Source organism: Lentzea nigeriaca (genome assembly GCF_016907955.1).
Classification (GTDB): Bacteria; Actinomycetota; Actinomycetes; order Mycobacteriales; family Pseudonocardiaceae; genus Lentzea; species Lentzea nigeriaca.
The window spans coordinates 40712-58743 of the sequence record NZ_JAFBCX010000015.1 but is presented as its reverse complement, the minus strand read 5'-3'; the positions used below and the strand labels follow the sequence as shown (position 1 = coordinate 58743).

The following is an 18032-nucleotide window of genomic DNA, read 5'->3' as shown; positions in this document are numbered from 1 at the left end:
CTACCAACGCATGATCATCCGACCCGAAACTACTACCAACCAGCCTCGAGAGCGCCTATGCCTTGAGCGACCGGCATTGCAGCCAGGCGAACGCGTCACGGGGAGCCTCCCGCGGCCAGAACGCGGAAGACTCCCCGAGCAAATCTCGTGTCAGCAGCTCGAACAGCAGCCGCAGCCGGGCCCCGTGCACCCGGAACAGCACCCACACGTACCCATCAGGGCCTCCCCGTCCTCCAAACCGGACCTGCGCGGGACATCCGCGAATCCCACGGTCCGCCCCGGCATGAGCCCTGGGAAGCCCTCTCACCCGAACGCGGCGGCACAACCACCGAGGCGTCGCAGCACGTGACCGCGCTACGCGCCCAGGTCGTCCAGAGCTTTCTGCGCGGCCTCCAGTTCAGCGCGCAACTGCTCCACGCGGGCGAGTTGCTGAGCACGCGCCGCGTTCAGCACGCCCTCGACGATCTCGGCGACCTCGGGCGTGAGCAGCTTCGCGGCCTGCGCCACTGCGGCCGGCGACACCGGGGTCGGGCGGATCGCCTTGCGCGTGCCCTGCAGCACCTCCACCGTCCACTCGCCCTCGCCCGCCGTCACCAGCGTGACGGTGACCTCGGGTGTGGCGCCCTTGGCAGACGGCTTGCGCGCCGGTTTGGCGGGAGCCGGCTCGGCAACGGCAGGAGCGGGTTTCGGCTTGGGGGCCGCGGGTTTCACCGGCGCCTCCGGAACGTAGGGATGGAGGATCTCAGTCTCTCGCGGCGGCTCCGGCGGCGCAGGAGGCGGGGCCGCCGGCTTCTTGCGCGGCGGGGGCTTCTCCAGCGTCAACTCCGCCGGGGAGAACGACATCTCGTCCTTCGACCCGGTCGGGCGCACCTGGATGAAATCGCCCTCCTCCGGTTCGGTGAACGCGAGGAGCTTCGCCGATCTCCCCGCCTCCATGCCCACCGCCGCCGCCGTGAACCACACCAGCGGCTGGGTGCCTGCGTCCAGTTGCGAGCGCAGGCTGTCGACGTCCTCCGCCGACAGCCCGCTCTTCTTCGCCATCGCGCTGCCTCCCGCCTTTCGAACACCTGTGCCCCAGCATGCCCTACACCCCTGACAATTCTGAGCACCGGGTAGGCAGCAAGATCGTTTCACGGATTGCCGTCGGTCCCGCAGATGTAGCCCGCGTTGATGCAGTTCTCGACCCGCCGCTGCAGTTCCGCCGCGTCCCAGGCGTTCATGAAGTCACCGTGGAACGTGTAACCGGGCGCGCTGGTCACGTTCACCCCGTCGAGCGTGCCTCCCAAGGACAACCCGGTGCCGTTGACCGGATAGGTGATCAGGAACTCGAGCCGCGGCACCACCACGGGATGCGAGGCGGGACAGACCAGCCCGACCGCGAACGCCATGTGGTCGCGGTGGTTCGGCGAGTCGAGGTCTCGGCCGTTCCAGCACGTCGGGAAGTCCAGATACGTCTCGACCTTGGTGCCGGGAGGGCAGGCGAGGAAGTCGCGGTTGGACGGCGACTGCGTGGTGCACGACCACCGCGCGGCCGGGTTCTGCTCCGGCGACGTCGCCTTCGAGTTGCCGACGACGTACCGCAGCCCCTGCGGGTGCGCGACAGCCTTCTCCTTGTCGTGGATGCCCTGGTAGTAGATCGTCACGCTGTCGGGCGCGACGGCCTGCCCGTTCTTGTACAGCGTGGGCACCCAGTACGCCGACTTGTCCGAGACCGGGTTGCAGTTCGTCATCCCGGCCCTCAGCGACGTCAGCGTCGACTGCGCATCCGTCGTCCGGTTGCCGAAGAACTCGTGCATGTGTGAGACACCCGGCTGGTTCTGAAACACGATCGGGTCATCTTGCCTGCGATGACTGGCCGCGCAGGTGGCCCGGAATTCCGACCCCGGTACAGCCTGCTGCTCGACCATCGCCCGCGCCTGTTCGGCGCTGTAGCCGTACCCGTGCCCCGCGTGGGACACCCCGGGCCGCGCCATGACGAGCCCCGCCGCCACGAGCGACACCGCTACTGCCGCGATGCCGATAGCTCCTCGAATCCGCACGTGCATGGAATCTCCTCTCGCACCACAGTGTGTGAGAGCGCTCTCATGACAAACGGTAAACCCTCTTGACCGGACGTGTCCACGTAAGGATTGCTCAGGCCTCTTCGGCGCGCAGCCGGTACTCGCACCCGTACTCGACCGCGTACGACAGCTCGTAGATGTGAACGATCTTGGGCCCGCCGTGCAGATGCACGTACGTCACGATCTGCTTCGGGTCCTCCGGCGTGGACGGCAGCGAGTCGACCCGGCCGTCGAGAGGACCGCCGACGTACCGCACCACATAGGGCTGGGACATGGCGACCTCCTCTCGCGTTCTGTTCATTCTACGAGGTCGGCGGCTGGATCAGCCTCCGATACAGCCGGTTGGCTCACTCGCGGAACCACCGAACGGCCAGTTCGTCGAGCGTGTCGGCCTGCGGCAGGTCTTTCATGAACCACGGCACATTGCTGTACACGTGCAACAGCGTGTAAGCCATCACGCGCCGCGGCTCCGGCGTCCGCCCGTACGCGTCGACCATCGCCTTCCAGCACCGCCGGTCGCCCTTGGTCACGAAGATCCCCGCGCCGACGAACTCGTACTCGAACGCCCCGCGCATCGCCGGCTCGAAGTCGAACAACCCGGACAGCTTCCCGTTCTGCCGCAACAGGTGCGCGCTCATCACCTCGGTGTGCAGCAACACCGGTTCCGCCTCCCCGAGATCCACACCGTCGAGGAACTCGGGAATCTGCTCCAGCCACCACTCGCCCAGCCCGTGCTTCCGTTGCTGTTCAACGCATTTCGCGCGCCGCTCGGCCACGAACGCCGCCCAGTCCCCCGGCCCCAGCACCTCCGGCGGCGCGATCTCGTGCAACGCCTTGAGCATCTCGCCGACCTGAGCGCTGACCTCGACGTCCGGCACCTTCGGCTCCTCGCCGTGCAGCCGCGACATCAGCACGTAGGCCCACTCGTCGAGCATCCCCGTGTCGTGCAGCTCCGGCGTCGGCACCGGCAGCCTGCCGCGCACCGCCTCCAGCACCGCGACCTCCGTCGCCACCTCGTCGTGGTGCTCCGGCGGCCACAGCTTCAGCACCAGGTCGTCACCGATGGCGAAGACGGGCAGCGAGCCGTCCTCGAACCGCACGACGCCGCCCCGCAGGCCGAGCCGGTCGCGCAACAGCTCACCGTCGGGCTCCATGCCGCGATCCTCGCCCGGCGGGCAACCGAATTACCGGCCGAAGTCGACGAACGACGTCTCGCCGCGTGCCCACAGGTCGAGCAGACGACGTACCTCCATCAACTCATCGCGATCACCGCAGTAGCGCTGCAGCACCGTGCCGAACTCCGCTCTGGAAGAACCGGGAGGCTCAGGAATACGCCACGCCACTCCAGCCTCGAACGCCGCAGCCGCGACCACCGCGATGACCGCGCGCAGGCCGTCGAACCCGTACAAGCCGTCCATCACGTCGGTCAGGTCCGCGCGGCTGAGCTCCTCGACGATCGACGGCACCACCGAGGCAGGGATCGGCACCACGCCGGCCCACACCGCGAGGAGCCGCTCCAGGCTCCTGGAATCGAGACCTCCGTCGCCGATCTTCTTGACCAGAGGGCCCGGAACGAAGTTCCCGCTGTCGAGGGGCATTGCGGCGTAGATCCACGTCGCCGCACCATAGGTCTTCTCGAACACCTCGTGCCGGTAGCCGAAACCGTGCCGCACCCGCCCCAGCGCGACCTCATACTCGACGGACAGCACCGGCGCCAGCAGGCCTGCTCCCAGCCGGAGGTCCGAGCCGAGCTCCGACGCGGTGCGCGCCAGCACGGCCACCGCCACGGTGGTGATGGTGCGTTTCATTTGCTGCACGGTCAGAAGAGCGTCGAACAGGTCGCCGTCCCCTGTCCTGCCCAACAGCTCGAAGGCGCGTTCGAGCAACGCCTCCGACGTGGCTCTGCGCAGGTTGTTGTGCTGCAGGAAGCCCACGCAGAACCGGAGGACCTGGATCTCGTCCTTTTCAGCTGGTTCGAGCTCCGCGAGTTCCAGCATCGACCGCACGCACGCATCACCGCCGTCCGCACGGTTCATGTCGTACATCTGCAACGCGATTTGCGGCACCACGGAACTCTTGCCAGAAATGATCATTGGCAGCAGGCAGTCGGCGATCTCGTCCGCGGTCTCACGGGTGCGCAGCACGTAGCACGCCGTGTAGTACTCCATGAACGTCCGGTGCGTGAAGCCGAACCTGCGCTCGCCATCGAGCGACGTGTCGACCTGGGTGAGCACCCACGCCCGCTCCGCGCAGTAGTCGAGGAAGTCCTGGGCCTGCTGGTGGTACGACCGAGCATGTTCCTCCTCACGCTCCCGCAGATGAGCGACCACCAGGCGCACCAAGGTCTTCTCGCCCGCATCACCCTGACCGTCCAGCGCGAAGAAGAAGTGCTGCGCCAACTCCTGCACGAGGAACTTCGCCAGCTTGACCGATCGGATCACCGACGGCACCTGGCTGATCGCGTCCCACCGCACCAGCATCAGTTCGGCGCAGTCGCGGTAGACGTCCGCCGTGTTCTCGGGAATGTAACCCTCGGTCTGATAGAGCATGCACAGCAGCGAAAGCAACAACGGGTTCGACCGCAGATCCTCGACGTGTTCGCTGTCGCGCAAGAACGCGTCCGCGCGGCCTTCCGCGTACACCAGGGTGAACCAGGTGCGCGCGTACTGCTCGACCTGCCCGCGGTCGAAGTCGGGCAGCCGGTACACCGGGAACATCGTGCTGTCCAGCGTGGCCACCGGGTAGCTCTCCTGACGGCACGTCACCACGATGCGCGCCAACGGGAAGCGCGCCGCGAACGCCTCGATCGCCGCCACCGCGGCACGCCGGGCCTGGATGTCGCCGACCTCGTCCAGCCCGTCGAAGACGACCACGGCCTCGCCCGCGTCCAGCAGGTCCGCGACGTGCCGGCGTGGCACCACCCGCTGGGTGAGCGGCCGCAACTCCTTGACGATGATCGTGACGAAGTCGTCGTCGATCCGCTGATGTTGCTTGAGCTGCACCAGCAGCGGAACCAACGCCGCGCGGTGCAGGAGCCGGCGGATGAAGGTGCTCTTGCCCGCACCGGGGTTTCCGACCACGACGAACCGGCGGTCCACCACCTCGTCCTCGCCGCGGACGTCGTCGTTGAGGCTGAGGTTGCGGGGCACGTAGATCTGTTCGAGCGGAAACCGGAAGTCCGCCTTCGAGTGCGGCATGATCATGCGGTCGTAGGCGCGCGCCATCGCCGTGCGGATCAGCGAGCCCGTCTCACGCGACTCCGCACGTCGGCCGGTGTCGAGCGCGAGCGCGAGCCGTTCCGCGATCGGGCGATCCGGGCCGGTCACCTTGATCCGGATCCGGTCACGGGCGTTGACGGTGCGGAACGACGCGTTCTGCTCGATCACGCCCCACAGCGAGGACGCGAAGTCGTGGGACTCCTGACTCTCCCGGCGGACAGCCCGCTGGAACTCCCGCCGGAACGCCTCGGCCAGCGCTCCGCGTTCCGCGGCCTGACGGAAGAATCCGCGCTCGGTGTGTTCGAGCTGGCACAGCAGTTCCAGCAGGGAGGCGCAGTCAGGACCGCTCAGGTAGCCCTCGATGCGCCGCCGCGCGAGCTTCGACATCGGCACCGGAGAGTCCCGCACCCACTTCACGGCGGTCTCGGCCAGGCCGGCGACGACGGTCGTGATCGCTGTCACCTGAGCTGAATCGGCACCAAACGGGTGACCGTTACTCCTGCTTGCGAGCGCGCGACGGCTGCACCCGCATCGGCTCGCCCGGCATCTTCGGGTAGTCCGGCGGGTATGGCATCTCGCCGCGTGGATCAGCGGCGTACCACTCCAGCAACGTCTCGATCCCGAACGCCTCCGAGTCCAGCGCCGCGTGCGGATTCCCCCGCTCCTCCAGGTACTTCGGCACGGTCAGCACGTCGAAGTCGTCCGGGTCCACAGTGGACAGTTCATCCCATGTCACCGGAGTCGAAACGGTCGCCCGCGGAGTCCCCCGCACCGACCAGGCGGACGCGATCGTGCGGTCACGAGCCGCCTGGTTGAAGTCGATGAAGACGCGCTCTCCTCGTTCTTCCTTCCACCAGGCCGAAGTGGCCAGCGACGGCGCCCGCTTCTCCACCTCACGAGCCAGCGCGATCACCGCGTGCCGCACGTCGACGAAGTCCCACTCGGGCCGGATCCGCACAGCGACGTGGATGCCGCGCCCGCCGGAAGTCTTGGGATAGCCGACCAGACCGGCGTCGTCCAGTACCTCGCGCAGCACCAACGCCACCCGTGCCGCGTCGGAGAAGCCGGTGCCCGGCTGCGGGTCCAGGTCGATGCGCAGCTCGTCCGGATGATCCACATCAGGACGACGGACAGGCCACGGGTGGAAGTCGAACGTGCCGAGGTTGGCCGCCCACACGATCACGGCTTCGGAGGTCGGACAGATCTCGTCGGCGGGACGGCCCGACGGAAAGCGCACGGTCACGGTCTCGACATGGTCAGGCGCACCCTTGGGCACGCGCTTCTGGTAGAACGCCTCACCCTCGACGCCGTCGACGTAGCGCTTCAACACCACGGGGCGGTCGCGCAGAACCGACAGCAGCACGGGCGCGACAGTGCGGTAGTACTCGACCACCTGCCCCTTGGTGATGCCCCGCGCGGGGAAGTACGGCTTGTCCGGGTTGGACACCCGCACGAGCTGGTCACCGACCTCCAGCTCGATCGCCTTCGACTTCGCAGCAGCCACGCCAGAACACTAGAGGCCGCGGACGAACGCCGCGAGCGCCAGCTCGAAGCTGTCGCGGTCCAGCTCGCGGGCGACACCCGGCAGCAGGTGGGCGCGGTCGAGGTGCGGGTAGCGGCCGGAGTAGTCGGCGGGGTCGGCGGAGAAGCCGCTGGAGAACGACGACAGGGCCGAGCCGAACACGATGTACATCAGGCCCGCGGCGATCATCGTGGCCTCGCGGCGCGACCAGCCGGCGTCGACCAGCGAACCGTGCACCACGTCGAGCCGCTTCAGCGACTCGTCACGCCGGGCTGGGCCGTAGGCGAGGAACGGGACGATGTTCGGGTGCGACGAGAGCGCCGCACGGTACGAGCGCGCGCACCGGAGCAGGCCTTCGCGCCAGTCGACGTCGAAGCCCGAGACGTCGACGGACGACAGGATCGACGACGCGACGTCGTTGAGGAGCTGATCTTTGGTGCGCACGTGCCCGTACAGCGAGGCCGCCTGAACGCCCAGCTCAGCGGCCAGCTTGCGCATGGAAAGGCCGTCGAGGCCGTCGCGGTCGATGATGGCCAGAGCCACCGACCTGATGCGATCGGGGCTCAGCAGAGGGGTGCTCGGCCGGGGCATGTGAGTTAACCTAACACTGTTCGGTTATTCGGGAGGGCCCGTGGACTTGACGCTTTCGGACGAACACCGGCAGCTCAGGGAGCTGGCGCGACGCTTCACTGATGAGCGCATCGTCCCCAACGCGACACGCTGGGACCGCGAGGAGGCGATCGACAGGGAGCTGGTCCCCGCGCTCGGCGAGGTCGGGTTCCTCGGGCTCGGCATCGACGAGCGCTACGGCGGGTCGGGCGGCGACAACCTCGCCTACTGCCTGGTGCTCGAAGAGGTCGCGCGCGGCGACAGCGCCGTCAGGGGCATCATCTCGGTGTCGCTCGGGCTGGTCGCGAAGTCGATCGCGAAGCACGGCACAGAGGAGCAGAAGCAGCGCTGGCTGCCGGACCTCACCGCGGGCACGAAGCTGGGCTGTTTCGCGCTCACCGAACCCGGCACGGGAAGCGACGCCGGCAGCCTCACCACCAAGGCCACCAGGTCCGACACCGGCTGGGTTCTCAACGGCCGCAAGGTCTTCATCACCAACGGCACGTGGGCGGACGTGGCGCTGGTCTTCGCCCGCACCGGCGGACCAGGCCCGAAGGGCATCAGTGCCTTCCTCGTCCCGACGGACACGAACGGCTTCACCGCCACCGAGATCAAGGGCAAGCTCGGCATGCGTGGCCAGGCCACCGCCGAGATCACCCTCGACGACGTCGAGGTCCCGCACGACGCCCTGCTCAGCGAGGAAGGCTTCAAACTCGCGATGGGCGCCCTGGACAAGGGCCGCATGTCCGTCGCGGCAGGCTGCGTCGGCGCCGCCAGAGGAGCCTTCGAGGCAGCGCTCAAGTACGCAGGAGAGCGCGAGCAGTTCGGCAAGCCCATCGCGGGCTTCCAGCTCGTGCAGGAACTCCTCGCGGACATGGCCGTGGAGACCGACGCCGCCAGGCTGCTCACCTGGCGCGTGGCCGACCTGGCCGACCGCGACCAGCCGTTCAGGACCGAGGCCAGCATGGCCAAGCTCTACGCCAGCGAAGCCGCCGTGAGAGTCGCCAACAACGCCATCCAGGTCTTCGGCGGCTACGGCTACATCGACGAGTACCCGGTGGGCAAGTACCTCCGGGACGCCCGCGTCACCACCCTCTACGAGGGCACCAGCCAGATCCAGAAACTGCTCATCGGTCGCGAGCTGACGGGCATCAGTGCCTTTTTCTAGGGCGTTCCTCAAGGAGATGAAATGGACTTCACGCTCGACGAAGAGCAGAAGGAGATCCGCGACTGGGTGCGGACCTTCGTGCGCAAGGAGATCATCCCGCTGGAGCCGGAGGTGCTGCGCCGGGAACGCGCCGGCCAGCCGGGCCTGCCCAAGGACGAGCTGAAGGCGTTGCAGGACAAGGCCAAGCAGGCCGGGTTCTTCGGCGTCCTCACGCCGCAGGAGTACGGCGGCATGGGCCTCGGCGCGATGATGACCGCGCTCATCGAAGCGGAGCTCGGCAGGTCGTTCGTCCCCTTCCGGTTCGGCGGCTACGCGGACAACATCCTGTTCCACGGCAACGAGGAGCAGAAGCAGCGCTACCTGCTGCCGACGATCTCCGGCGAACGCGTGTCGTGCTTCGCGATCACCGAGCCCGGCGCCGGAAGTGACGCCAAGGCCATCCGCACGTCCGCCGTGAGGGACGGCGACGAGTGGGTCATCAACGGCGAGAAGACGTTCATCACGCAGGGCAACGAGGCCGACTTCGTGATGGTGTTCGCCGTGACGGACAAGGAGAAGGGCGCCGACGGCGGCGTCACGTGCTTCCTCGTCGACCGCGACATGGGCTGGAAGTCCGAGCCGATCCCGACCATGGGCCAGTGGGGTCCGGCGGCACTCGTGTTCGACAACGTCCGCGTGCCGCACGAGAACATCCTCGGCGAGGAGGGCAAGGGCTTCCACCTCGCGATGCAGTGGATCGGCCAGGGCCGCTACCTGCTGCCCGCCCGTGCGCTGGGCAGTGTCGAGCGGCTGGTCGAGATGGCGATCGAGCAGGCCAAGAACCGCGTCACGTTCGGCCAGCCCATCGCCGAGTACCAGGCGATCCAGTGGATGATCGCGGACTCCGCCGTCGAGATCGAGGCGCTGCGCTGGCTCGTGCTGCACGCCGCGTGGCTCGTCGACCAGAAGCAGGACTCGCGGCAGGCGCAGTCCATCGCGAAGCTCTACGGCGGCATCAAGGCCAACGAGATCGTCGACCGCGTCCTGCAGATCCACGGCGGCATGGGCTACACCCGCGAGCTGCCGATCGAGCGCTGGTACCGCGAGCTGCGGCTGCTGCGCATCTACGAGGGAACCGACGAGATCCAGCGCCGCACGATCGCCCGCAACCTCCTCAAGGGCCACGCTCACATCCGGGGCACGCTCGGTTAGCTCTATCTTGGGGGAATGCTGCAGCACGACATCCTCGGCGTCGTCGAACGACAGGTCCGCACCTGGTCGGCCGACGACGCCGGGGTGTACGCGGCGGCGGTGGGCGGCTACTCCCCCGCGTTCGCCATCCCGTTGCTGCAGCACGGCGGCCCGCAGCTGGGGCTGACCGGCGCCGACATGACCCAGGTCCTGCACGCCGAGCAGTCGCTGTGGCTGCACCGGAAGCTCCCCGCGCACGGCTCGGCGGTCGTCACCAAGACCGTGACCGCGATCCACGACAAGGGTTCGGGAGCGATCGTCGTCAGCACGTGGGACTGCGACTTCGCCTCGACGCGCTCGTCGTGTTTCGTCAAGGGCGAAGGCGGCTTCGGCGGCGAACGCGGCGAGACCCGCACGTTCGACGTCCCGGACACCGACGCCGAGGTCAGCTACTTCCAGACGTCGGAGGTCCAGGCATTGCGGTACGGCGAGACCGGTGACGTGAATCCGATGCACCACGACCCGGAGTTCGCGCGGCGTGCGGGGTTCCCGAAGCCGATCCTGCACGGCCTGTGCACGCTCGGAATCACCGTGCGCGGCCGAAACTTCACCGAGCTGCACGCCAGGTTCACCGCGCCGACGTTCCCCGGCGACGAGCTGCGGATCGAGCACTGGCCGACCGGCGAGTTCCGCACGTCCGTGGGCGATCAGCAGGTACTCATCGGATCGGTTCGGTTTTCCGAAGTGGACAGCCGCTGAAAGTGCGCATGATCGCACCATGAGGCAGGCCTGGCGAACCCGTTGCGGCGCGCGGACGTCAACGCCGAACGCCTGATCAAGCTCCTCCTCCGCGGTCAGCCCGTGCGGGAACGCTCGCCGGTGCTCACCGACCGCGGTCTGCAGGTCTGCCCGTGCGCACAGGGCCTCCAGGCAGGGAATTCGCAATGGCAACAAGCCACCGTGAACCGATTCGGTGTCGTTTGCGTGAGAACTGTCGAACACAAACGAACACCTCAGGGAGTCCCGATGCGGGTCGCATCACGCACCGTCTTCGACTTCGTCCGCCCGGACGGCAGCACCGTCGGAGTGGAGACCGAGCTGCTCTACCAGGCGGACGACCCGTTCGCGGTGACGATGAAGTTCCACGCCGGTGGTGCGGTCGCGACCTGGATCATGGGCAGGGACCTGCTCGCCGAGGGCATGACGAAGATGGCGGGCATCGGCGACGTGCGGGTGCGGCCGGCCGCCGGGCGGACACTGGTGCTGGAGCTGATCTCCGACCGGCACGTCACCGTGTTCCGGCTGGCCACGGGCACGCTGCGGAAGTTCCTCGACGCCAGCTACCGGCTCGTGCCGTCCGGTGCGGAGCGGTTCGACGCCGACGCGTTCCTCGACACGGTCCTACGCTGACAGCCGCAGGGCCATCGTCAGCTCCTGTTGCAACCTGGTCATGCCAGGTGACTCGTAGCCCTCCGACTCCGCGAGCGCGCGCACTCGGTGCTGCGTGGCCGCGGCCACCCCGTCGACGGCCGCGTCATACCACCGAAGTCAGTGGTCGAGGCTCGTCAGCATCTGCGCACACACGCGGGAGAGGTGCCGCCGCATCACGGTCGACGCCGTGGCCGCGTCCCCGTCCGCGATGGCTTTGACGAGCTCGTCGTGGTCGTCCATCGACGCGTGCTGGTGCGACGGGTCGTCCTCCAGGGCGCTGCGCAGGAGCACCACCCGTTGCTGCACGAGCCGGACCTGCTCGGCGATGCGCGGGCTGCGGGCCGCGTCGATCAGCGTCTGGTGGAACGCGAGGTCGAGCCGGTACGGGAACGGCTGCCCCGCCCGGTAGTTGCGGCGGCTCTCCGCGCACACCTCCTGCAACCGCACCAGGTCGACGTCGGTGCGGCGCGACGCCGCGAGTTCCGCCGCTGCGCACTCCAGGGCCGTGCGCAGCTCGAACAACGCCTTGACCTCGTCGGAGTCCGCGGCGGGCACGAACGCGCCCCGGTGTGGCACGAGCGTCAGGAGGCCCTCCGACGCCAGGTGCCGGATCGCCTCGCGCAACGGCCCGCGACTGATGCCGAGCTTCTGGGCCACCTCGACCTCGTTGACCCGCGAACCTGGAGGGATTTCCCCAGTCAGCACCTGCTCGCGCAAGACGTCCACGGCCTGTCCGGCCAGACTGAGGTGCAGCGGAGGTGTCACGTTCGTCTCCATGCTCTGGACGGCAGCGGCCGTCTCCTGGTTACATTATCCATGTTGTCAACTGTCGACAGTTGGCAGTTTTCTACGGCTTGCGGGAGGGGCGACATGGGACACGAGGTTGTGGCAGAGGTCTGGCGGGGCGACTTCCTGGAATCCGTGCACCACGGCAGCGTCGTCGCGACCGACGCGTCCGGCACCGCCAGCCTGTCCATCGGCCGGCCTGACGACGTCGCGTTCCCGCGCTCGTCCAACAAGCCGCTGCAGGCCCTCGCGATGCTCCGCAGCGGACTCGACCTCGACGGCGAGTTGCTCGCCCTGGCCTGCGCCTCGCACTCGGGCGAGGACTTCCACGTCGAGGGCGCGCTGCGGATCCTGGCCTCCGCCGGTCTCGGCGAGGACGCGTTGCAGTGCACGCCCGACCTCCCACTCGGCGACGAGGCCCGCGCCCAGCACCTCGCCCGCGGCCTGTCCGCCGCTCCGAAGTACATGAACTGCTCGGGCAAGCACGCCGCCATGCTCGCCACCTGCGTCGTCAACGGCTGGCCCACGGACAACTACCTGGACCCGACCCACGCGCTGCAGGTCGCCACGCGCGAGACGATCGAGGACGTCGCCGGCGAGCCCGTCGCCCAGGTCGGCGTCGACGGCTGCGGGGCCCCGATCTTCGCCATCAGCCTCACGGGCCTGGCGCGCGCGTTCGGCCGCTTGGCCTCCGCGCCCGAGGGCACGCTGGAACACCGCGTCGCCGCCGCGATGAACGCCTACCCGCAGTGGGTCGGCGGCACCGGTCGTGACGTCACGGCCCTCATGGACGCGCTGCCCGGCGTGATCGCGAAGGACGGCGCCGAAGGTGTCTACGCCGTCGGCCTGCCCAGCGGTGAGGGTGTCGCGCTGAAGATCGCAGACGGCTCGTCGCGCGCCCGCGCGGTCGTCATCGTGGCGGTGCTCAAGCGGCTCGGCGTGGACGCCAGCAAGGTCGAGGACCTCGCCACGGTTCCGGTCCTCGGCCACGGCCGCGCGGTCGGTGCCGTCAAGCCCTCACTCGCGCTGGCGAGTTGAGGTCTGGCACTACGCTGAGCGTTATGGGCGATTCGAAGGACGAGCGCGAGAGGTTCGAGGAGGAGCTGATCGGCCTCGACCCGCACGACCCCGAGACGCAGGCGTTCGCCGAGCACCTCGACCGGATGAAGCGGGAACGCCCTGGCTACACCGTCGAGGGCTACCTCGAGGGCGTCCAGGACTTCGCCGACTCCGCGAACCGCACCACGGGCCATCAGCGACTGGTGGCCGTCATCGTCGTCGGGCTGATCCTGCTCGGCGTCATCCTGACGATCTGGTTCGCGCTGGGCGACATCCTCAGCATCATCTTCTGAGCCAAACGAGAACTTCTTACGCACGTGTTACGACGGGACCCGCGCGGCGTTCGCCGGGAAGCCCCGCACGGGTGCCCGCGTTATAAAGGGACATGGAACCTGTTGTCGGCGCCACCCCCAAAGTCGTGCGTTCCGAGGAGGAATGGCGCGCCCAGCTGAACCCCGCCGAGTACGCGGTGCTGCGCCAGGCAGGCACCGAGCGTCCGTGGACCGGCGAGTACACCGAGACCAAGACCGAGGGCGTCTACGAGTGCCGTGCGTGTGGAGCTGAGCTGTTCCGCAGTGACACCAAGTTCGACTCGCACTGCGGCTGGCCGTCGTTCTTCTCGCCGCTGGCCGGAGACTCTGTCATCCTGCGTGAGGACCGCACGCTCGGCATGACCCGCGTCGAAGTGTTGTGTGCCACATGCCACAGCCACCTCGGGCATGTTTTCGAAGGTGAGGGGTATCCCACGCCGACGGACCAGCGGTACTGCATCAACTCCGTCTCCTTGAAACTCGTTCCGTCCGAATAGGAGACTGAGTCCCGAGTCCGGTCGCACCGGACCCCGACCTGGGAGGCGTAATGATCTTCTTCGGTACCGACGGCGAAGGCTCCAGCGGAGTCGATGGCGGCTCGTCCAGCTGAAAAGCTGCCATAACCAGCACTTATTGACAGAAGACGGACAACCCTAAGGCTTCGTCAACAAGCATTGCGGGCATGTGGCCCGGACCACACCATGGACGCCACCGAAGCATTTTCGGGGCAGTCAGGGGGTGGGTCGCATGCAGAGGCCTTGGGGATTGTCCGGACCTGAGTTCCTTCAGCTGTACTGGATCGGGCTGGCGCTTGCGGTGCTGGTCGCGATCATCGTTCGGGTCCGCGTGCGGGCGAGGCACAGCACTCAGCCCGTGCGCTCCCTGGACATGGACGAGCTCGCCTATCTTGCGGGCGGTCCAAGGCGCGTGGTCGAGACGTCCATCGCGCGGTTGCTCACCTCGGGTGAGCTTCGCACTTCACGGCGTGGCACCGTTCAGGTCACCTCCACCTCGAGTTCGTCGAACCCGGTGGACCGCGCCGTCGTCACCGACAGCCAGCGCTACACCAACCGCACCGTCAAGCTCATGATCCCGTCCGTCGCCAAGGACGAAGTGGTCCTCGCGATCGGCCGCAGGCTCCAGGAGATGGGCCTGGTTGTCCATCCAGACGTCGCGAAGAGCGCTCTGCGCAAGGGATCCGTCGCGTTGTGGGTGCTGCTCGCGATCGGTGTCGTGCGCTGGATCAACGGCCTCGCGATCGCCGCGCCCGTCGGCTGGCTGACGTTGCAGCTCTTCATCACCGGTGTGCTGCTGTTCCTCCTCACGCGGCGCGGCACGCACATCCGCACCTCCAAGGGGAACCGCGTGCTCGACGAGGCGCGCACCACGGGCAGCAGGGCGGCCACGTCCGACGAGGCGCTGTACGCGGGCGCGGCCGGGCTGGTTCTCTTCGGTGGCCTGGCGGTGTACCCGGACCTGGCGGTGCGCAGCTCGCTGCTCGCCTCGTCGGCCGGTAGTTCCGGCGGCTACAGCGGTAGCGCGTGCTCGTCGAGCTCTTCCTCGTGTTCGTCCGGCTCTTCCTGCGGAAGCAGTTGCGGCGGGGGCGGCGGCTGCGGTGGAGGCTGCGGCGGGGGCGGCTGATTCCGGTCTGATTCAGGTAACGCCAGGAACCCAGGGGGAGATCTCACGTCGAAGATGCACTGGCTCCAGTGAAGGGGAGTGCTGATGGCCAAGTCTTCGACACCGCACCAGGCGACCTGGACCGCGGAGGAGATCGGGTTCCTGGCAGGGGGACCGGGCAGGGCGGCGGAGGTCGCGCTGGCCCGGTTGATGGACGGCGGTCTCGTGCGGTTCTCCCGTGAGGGGCTCGTGACCGCCGTCCACCAGAACGGCTACGGCGCGACGACCGCGCTGGAGGCGTACATCCTCGCCGGGCTGGGCGGGGTGGGCCGTCCGATCGGCCTGGTGGTGGGGCCGACGGCTCACAGCCAGGAGATGGATGCGCTGCGCCGGAGCCTCGTCGACAAGGCGGTGGTGCGCCGCCAGTGGGGCAAGACACGCGGCGGTGTGGCGGCGGTCCGGGTCCTGCTGGTGCTGCTCGGCATCGCGTTCCTCGCGGCCGGGTTGTTCTGGGACCGGAACCTGCTGGCCGTCACGATCGTCGCCTGGTTCGTGGCGTTCCTGATGCGCGACAAGAAGATGCTCACGCCGATCGGCAAGGGCGTCCTCGGGTACGCGCGGAGGAACCCGCGTGGCCGGGTGGACGCCGTGGCGTTGTACGGACTGCGGGTCGGGATGGGCATCGCCCCGATGCGCCACCACCACGGCAAGAGGAAGTCGCGTTCGGACGGTGGCGGGTGCGGCAGCGGTTGCAGCAGCAGCTACGACCACAGCTGTGCGTCGTCCTCCTGCTCGTCCAGCAGCTGTTCCAGCAGTAGTTGTTCCAGCAGTAGTTGTTCCGGCAACAGCTGCAACAGCAGCAGTAGCTGCGGCAGTTCTTCCAGTAGCTGCAGCAGTTCGAGCTGCAGCAGCAGTAGCAGCAGCTGCAGCAGTTCTTCCAGCAGTTGAGGGGGAAACTCATGGTCACACCGGTGACATCCCTGGGGACGCGGCTCTCTCCCGAGGAGATCGGCTACCTCACCGCGGGTCCTGGCCGTGCCGCCGAGACCGCGCTGGCGCGGCTGATCGACGCGGACCTCGTGCGGGTGTCGCGGCAGGGCCTCGTTTCGGCTGTGCACCTGGGCGACCACGGCGCGCTCACGGAGCTCGAGCGGCGCACCCTGAGCTACGCCCGGACCGGCGCCCGGTTCGACACGGTCGTGCAGTCCACCGCGTACAGCACGGAGATGAAGAGGCTGCACCAGCATCTGCTCGACCAGAAGCTGATGCAGCAGCCCCGCCGCCGCCACGAGGGGTGGTGGTTCTCGCTCGCGGTCGCGATCGTGCTGGTCGTGCTCGGCTTCACGGCACCGGCGTTCTTCCTCGGAGTGCCGATCGCCCTGCTGTTCTTCGTGTGGCAGCGCGGACGCAAAGCCGTTACCGAGGCGGGCGCGAAGGCTCTGCGGCACGTGGCGGCGACCGACCGGGTGCACGCGGTGGCGCTCTATGGTTTCTGCGGCAAGGTGAACGGCCACGCCGTCGCGGATCTCTTCGAGCTCTCCCAGGGCATCGTCAAGATGCTGCCGCTCAAGCAGAACCGCAAGCGCCGGTCCTCTTCGGACGGTGGTGGCGGCTGCGGGTCGAGTTGCAGCAGCTGCGGCAGCGGATGTGGTGGCAGTAGTTGTTCTTCGAGCAGCAGCGGCTGCTCGTCGGGTGGCAGCAGCTGCGGTGGCGGAGGCTGCGGCGGTGGCGGAGGAGGAGGCGACTGATGGCGGGCATCACGGACCTGGGCGTCGGCATCGGCTGGCGCTCGGAGATCGACCTGACCGTGGAACGGCTGCCCGGCGTGGACTTCGTCGAGGTCGTCGCCGAGAACCTCCATATCGGACATCTGCCGGAATCGGTGACGCTGCTGCTGGAGCGCGGCATCCCGGTGCTCCCCCACGCCGTGTCGCTGTCGTTGGGCGGCGCGGACCCGGTCGACCTCAGCCGCGTCGAGCACCTCGGCAGGATCGCCGAGGCCGTGGGCGCGCCGATGGTGAGCGACCACGTGTGCTTCGTCCGCGCGGGCGGCCTCGACTCAGGCCACCTGATGCCGGTGCCGCGCACGAAGGACGCGCTCGACGTGCTCGTCGCGAACGTCAAGCTGGCACAGGAGAACCTGCCGGTCCCGCTCGCGCTGGAGAACGTCGCCGCGCTGCTCGAGTGGCCGGACGGCGAGCTGTCCGAGGGCCAGTTCCTCGCCGAGCTCGTCGAGCGGACAGACTGCTGGCTGCTCGTCGACGTCGCGAACCTGTACGCGAACGCCCGCAACATCGGCACGGACCCGCACCGGTTCCTCGACGAGATCCCGTTGGAGCGCCTGGCTTACGTGCACGTGGCCGGCGGCGTCGACCACGGCGACGTCTACCACGACACCCACGCCCACGCGGTGCTGCCGGAAGTGCTCGGAGTGCTCGACGAACTGTGCTCGCGGGTGAAACCACCCGGCGTTCTGCTGGAACGCGACGACAACTACCCGTCCGACGCCGAAATCGCGTCGGAGCTGGCCGCGATCCGTGCCGTCGTGGAGAAACACCGTGCCTGAAATCGTCGACGGGAATGATCCTTCGGCTGCACGCGAAAGGCTTGCCGCCGCACAGGCCGAGCTGCTAAATGCATTGCTCGCGAACGGACCGGCTCCGGCGGGATTCGACGAACAACGACTCGACGTCGAACGCCGCGCGTTGCTGTCGAAACGCCGCGGCATCGTGCGGATGCTCGGCCCGGCCGTCGCCGACGAGCTCGGCGACCGGTTCCGGCCGCTCTTCGACGCGTATGCCCTGGACAACCCCCGTCGCGCGGGCTCACGCGCGCGCGAGGACGCCGCGGCGTTCGCCGAATGGTGCCGTGCCGCGGGAGAACTGTCGGCGAAACGCAAGGTGCGCTGGAAGTTCTGGCAGTCGAACTGACGGGCGAACCCAACACCGTCAAGAATCGCCCGTTCAGCCCTGTGTGACCCCCGCCACCATCGATACGTTCGAAAGGGTCGGGGGACCTTTTTCATTTGCCGTAGAAGGCCTTCCGGCCTGCGCGGACCACAGCGCGCAGCATTTCGAA

General features: G+C 68.1%; 21 protein-coding genes. 12 read left to right on the top strand and 9 right to left on the bottom strand.

Annotated elements, in window-relative coordinates:
- Positions 1-55: 55 nt before the first annotated feature.
- From JOD27_RS35550 to JOD27_RS35515, 8 genes are all read right to left on the bottom strand, one after another.
- Positions 56-208, bottom strand: a complete 153-nt coding sequence (locus tag JOD27_RS35550; protein ID WP_204766717.1) for a hypothetical protein — start codon at positions 206-208, stop codon at positions 56-58.
- A 146-nt stretch (positions 209-354) separates the two neighbouring features.
- A complete protein-coding gene (locus JOD27_RS35545) occupies positions 355-1041 on the bottom strand; it encodes a DUF6319 family protein (protein WP_204766716.1) in 687 nt (228 codons plus the stop codon).
- An 89-nt stretch (positions 1042-1130) separates the two neighbouring features.
- Positions 1131-2045 carry a DUF1996 domain-containing protein gene (locus JOD27_RS35540; RefSeq protein WP_204766715.1) on the bottom strand — a complete coding sequence of 305 codons (915 nt, stop codon included), beginning with the start codon at positions 2043-2045 and terminating at the stop codon, positions 1131-1133.
- An 88-nt stretch (positions 2046-2133) separates the two neighbouring features.
- Positions 2134-2361: a DUF8847 domain-containing protein gene (locus tag JOD27_RS35535; protein ID WP_239570411.1), complete on the bottom strand. Its 228-nt coding sequence runs from the start codon at positions 2359-2361 to the stop codon at positions 2134-2136.
- 46 nt (positions 2362-2407) lie between these two features.
- On the bottom strand, positions 2408-3214 hold the full coding sequence (locus JOD27_RS35530; protein WP_204766714.1) for an aminoglycoside phosphotransferase family protein: 807 nt from the start codon (positions 3212-3214) through the stop codon (positions 2408-2410).
- A 30-nt stretch (positions 3215-3244) separates the two neighbouring features.
- A complete protein-coding gene (locus JOD27_RS35525) occupies positions 3245-5740 on the bottom strand; it encodes an NACHT domain-containing protein (RefSeq protein WP_204766713.1) in 2496 nt (831 codons plus the stop codon).
- Between the two features lie 31 nt (positions 5741-5771).
- Positions 5772-6782 carry a non-homologous end-joining DNA ligase gene (gene ligD / locus JOD27_RS35520; protein WP_204766712.1) on the bottom strand — a complete coding sequence of 337 codons (1011 nt, stop codon included), beginning with the start codon at positions 6780-6782 and terminating at the stop codon, positions 5772-5774.
- A 9-nt stretch (positions 6783-6791) separates the two neighbouring features.
- Positions 6792-7391, bottom strand: a complete 600-nt coding sequence (locus JOD27_RS35515) for a TetR/AcrR family transcriptional regulator (protein ID WP_204766711.1) — start codon at positions 7389-7391, stop codon at positions 6792-6794.
- Between the two features lie 40 nt (positions 7392-7431).
- On the opposite strand from JOD27_RS35515, the gene JOD27_RS35510 reads away from it, so the two are divergent.
- From JOD27_RS35510 to JOD27_RS35495, 4 genes are all read left to right on the top strand, one after another.
- Positions 7432-8577, top strand: coding sequence for an acyl-CoA dehydrogenase family protein (locus JOD27_RS35510; protein ID WP_204766710.1), 1146 nt, complete (start codon positions 7432-7434; stop codon positions 8575-8577).
- Positions 8578-8598: 21 nt separating this feature from the next.
- Positions 8599-9768 (top strand): acyl-CoA dehydrogenase family protein, encoded by a 1170-nt coding sequence (locus JOD27_RS35505; RefSeq protein WP_204766709.1) that lies wholly within the window; start codon positions 8599-8601, stop codon positions 9766-9768.
- Between the two features lie 15 nt (positions 9769-9783).
- Positions 9784-10506: a MaoC/PaaZ C-terminal domain-containing protein gene (locus JOD27_RS35500; RefSeq protein ID WP_204766708.1), complete on the top strand. Its 723-nt coding sequence runs from the start codon at positions 9784-9786 to the stop codon at positions 10504-10506.
- A 267-nt stretch (positions 10507-10773) separates the two neighbouring features.
- Complete coding sequence (locus JOD27_RS35495) at positions 10774-11157, top strand: SsgA family sporulation/cell division regulator (protein ID WP_204766707.1); 384 nt, start codon at positions 10774-10776, stop codon at positions 11155-11157.
- A 138-nt stretch (positions 11158-11295) separates the two neighbouring features.
- On the opposite strand, the gene JOD27_RS35490 is transcribed toward JOD27_RS35495, so the two are convergent.
- Positions 11296-11955, bottom strand: coding sequence for a GntR family transcriptional regulator (locus JOD27_RS35490; protein ID WP_239570408.1), 660 nt, complete (start codon positions 11953-11955; stop codon positions 11296-11298).
- Positions 11956-12048: 93 nt separating this feature from the next.
- Between JOD27_RS35490 and JOD27_RS35485 the strand changes: the two genes are divergently transcribed.
- From JOD27_RS35485 to JOD27_RS35450, 8 genes are all read left to right on the top strand, one after another.
- Positions 12049-13002 (top strand): asparaginase, encoded by a 954-nt coding sequence (locus JOD27_RS35485; RefSeq protein ID WP_204766706.1) that lies wholly within the window; start codon positions 12049-12051, stop codon positions 13000-13002.
- Positions 13003-13025: 23 nt separating this feature from the next.
- The gene (locus tag JOD27_RS35480; RefSeq protein WP_204766705.1) at positions 13026-13316 is read left to right on the top strand and encodes a hypothetical protein; all 291 of its coding nucleotides are present in this window, start codon (positions 13026-13028) and stop codon (positions 13314-13316) included.
- A 92-nt stretch (positions 13317-13408) separates the two neighbouring features.
- Positions 13409-13831 carry a peptide-methionine (R)-S-oxide reductase MsrB gene (msrB, locus tag JOD27_RS35475; protein ID WP_089953332.1) on the top strand — a complete coding sequence of 141 codons (423 nt, stop codon included), beginning with the start codon at positions 13409-13411 and terminating at the stop codon, positions 13829-13831.
- A gap of 250 nt (positions 13832-14081) precedes the next feature.
- The gene (locus JOD27_RS35470) at positions 14082-14975 is read left to right on the top strand and encodes a TIGR04222 domain-containing membrane protein (RefSeq protein ID WP_204766704.1); all 894 of its coding nucleotides are present in this window, start codon (positions 14082-14084) and stop codon (positions 14973-14975) included.
- Positions 14976-15059: 84 nt separating this feature from the next.
- Positions 15060-15902 carry a TIGR04222 domain-containing membrane protein gene (locus tag JOD27_RS35465; RefSeq protein WP_204766703.1) on the top strand — a complete coding sequence of 281 codons (843 nt, stop codon included), beginning with the start codon at positions 15060-15062 and terminating at the stop codon, positions 15900-15902.
- Between the two features lie 23 nt (positions 15903-15925).
- Complete coding sequence (locus JOD27_RS35460; protein WP_204766702.1) at positions 15926-16702, top strand: TIGR04222 domain-containing membrane protein; 777 nt, start codon at positions 15926-15928, stop codon at positions 16700-16702.
- Positions 16702-17520, top strand: a complete 819-nt coding sequence (locus tag JOD27_RS35455; protein ID WP_204766701.1) for an MbnB/TglH/ChrH family RiPP precursor modification enzyme — start codon at positions 16702-16704, stop codon at positions 17518-17520. The genes JOD27_RS35460 and JOD27_RS35455 overlap by 1 nt, the downstream gene beginning before the upstream one ends.
- Positions 17513-17884, top strand: coding sequence for an SCO6045 C-terminal-like domain-containing protein (locus JOD27_RS35450; RefSeq protein WP_307830511.1), 372 nt, complete (start codon positions 17513-17515; stop codon positions 17882-17884). Before JOD27_RS35455 ends, JOD27_RS35450 begins: the two co-directional genes overlap by 8 nt.
- The last annotated feature ends 148 nt before the right edge of the window (positions 17885-18032 follow it).

Bases quoted from the DNA above. Each gene is read 5' to 3' on its own strand.
- JOD27_RS35545 (WP_204766716.1), bottom strand. From the start codon at position 1,041: ATGGCGAAGAAGAGCGGGCTGTCGGCGGAGGACGTCGACAGCCTGCGC.
- JOD27_RS35540 (WP_204766715.1), bottom strand. From the start codon at position 2,045: ATGCACGTGCGGATTCGAGGAGCTATCGGCATCGCGGCAGTAGCGGTG.
- JOD27_RS35535 (WP_239570411.1), bottom strand. From the start codon at position 2,361: ATGAACAGAACGCGAGAGGAGGTCGCCATGTCCCAGCCCTATGTGGTG.
- JOD27_RS35530 (WP_204766714.1), bottom strand. From the start codon at position 3,214: ATGGAGCCCGACGGTGAGCTGTTGCGCGACCGGCTCGGCCTGCGGGGC.
- JOD27_RS35515 (WP_204766711.1), bottom strand. From the start codon at position 7,391: ATGCCCCGGCCGAGCACCCCTCTGCTGAGCCCCGATCGCATCAGGTCG.
- JOD27_RS35505 (WP_204766709.1), top strand. From the start codon at position 8,599: ATGGACTTCACGCTCGACGAAGAGCAGAAGGAGATCCGCGACTGGGTG.
- JOD27_RS35500 (WP_204766708.1), top strand. From the start codon at position 9,784: ATGCTGCAGCACGACATCCTCGGCGTCGTCGAACGACAGGTCCGCACC.
- JOD27_RS35495 (WP_204766707.1), top strand. From the start codon at position 10,774: ATGCGGGTCGCATCACGCACCGTCTTCGACTTCGTCCGCCCGGACGGC.
- JOD27_RS35490 (WP_239570408.1), bottom strand. From the start codon at position 11,955: ATGGAGACGAACGTGACACCTCCGCTGCACCTCAGTCTGGCCGGACAG.
- JOD27_RS35485 (WP_204766706.1), top strand. From the start codon at position 12,049: ATGGGACACGAGGTTGTGGCAGAGGTCTGGCGGGGCGACTTCCTGGAA.
- JOD27_RS35480 (WP_204766705.1), top strand. From the start codon at position 13,026: ATGGGCGATTCGAAGGACGAGCGCGAGAGGTTCGAGGAGGAGCTGATC.
- msrB (WP_089953332.1), top strand. From the start codon at position 13,409: ATGGAACCTGTTGTCGGCGCCACCCCCAAAGTCGTGCGTTCCGAGGAG.
- JOD27_RS35470 (WP_204766704.1), top strand. From the start codon at position 14,082: ATGCAGAGGCCTTGGGGATTGTCCGGACCTGAGTTCCTTCAGCTGTAC.
- JOD27_RS35465 (WP_204766703.1), top strand. From the start codon at position 15,060: ATGGCCAAGTCTTCGACACCGCACCAGGCGACCTGGACCGCGGAGGAG.
- JOD27_RS35455 (WP_204766701.1), top strand. From the start codon at position 16,702: ATGGCGGGCATCACGGACCTGGGCGTCGGCATCGGCTGGCGCTCGGAG.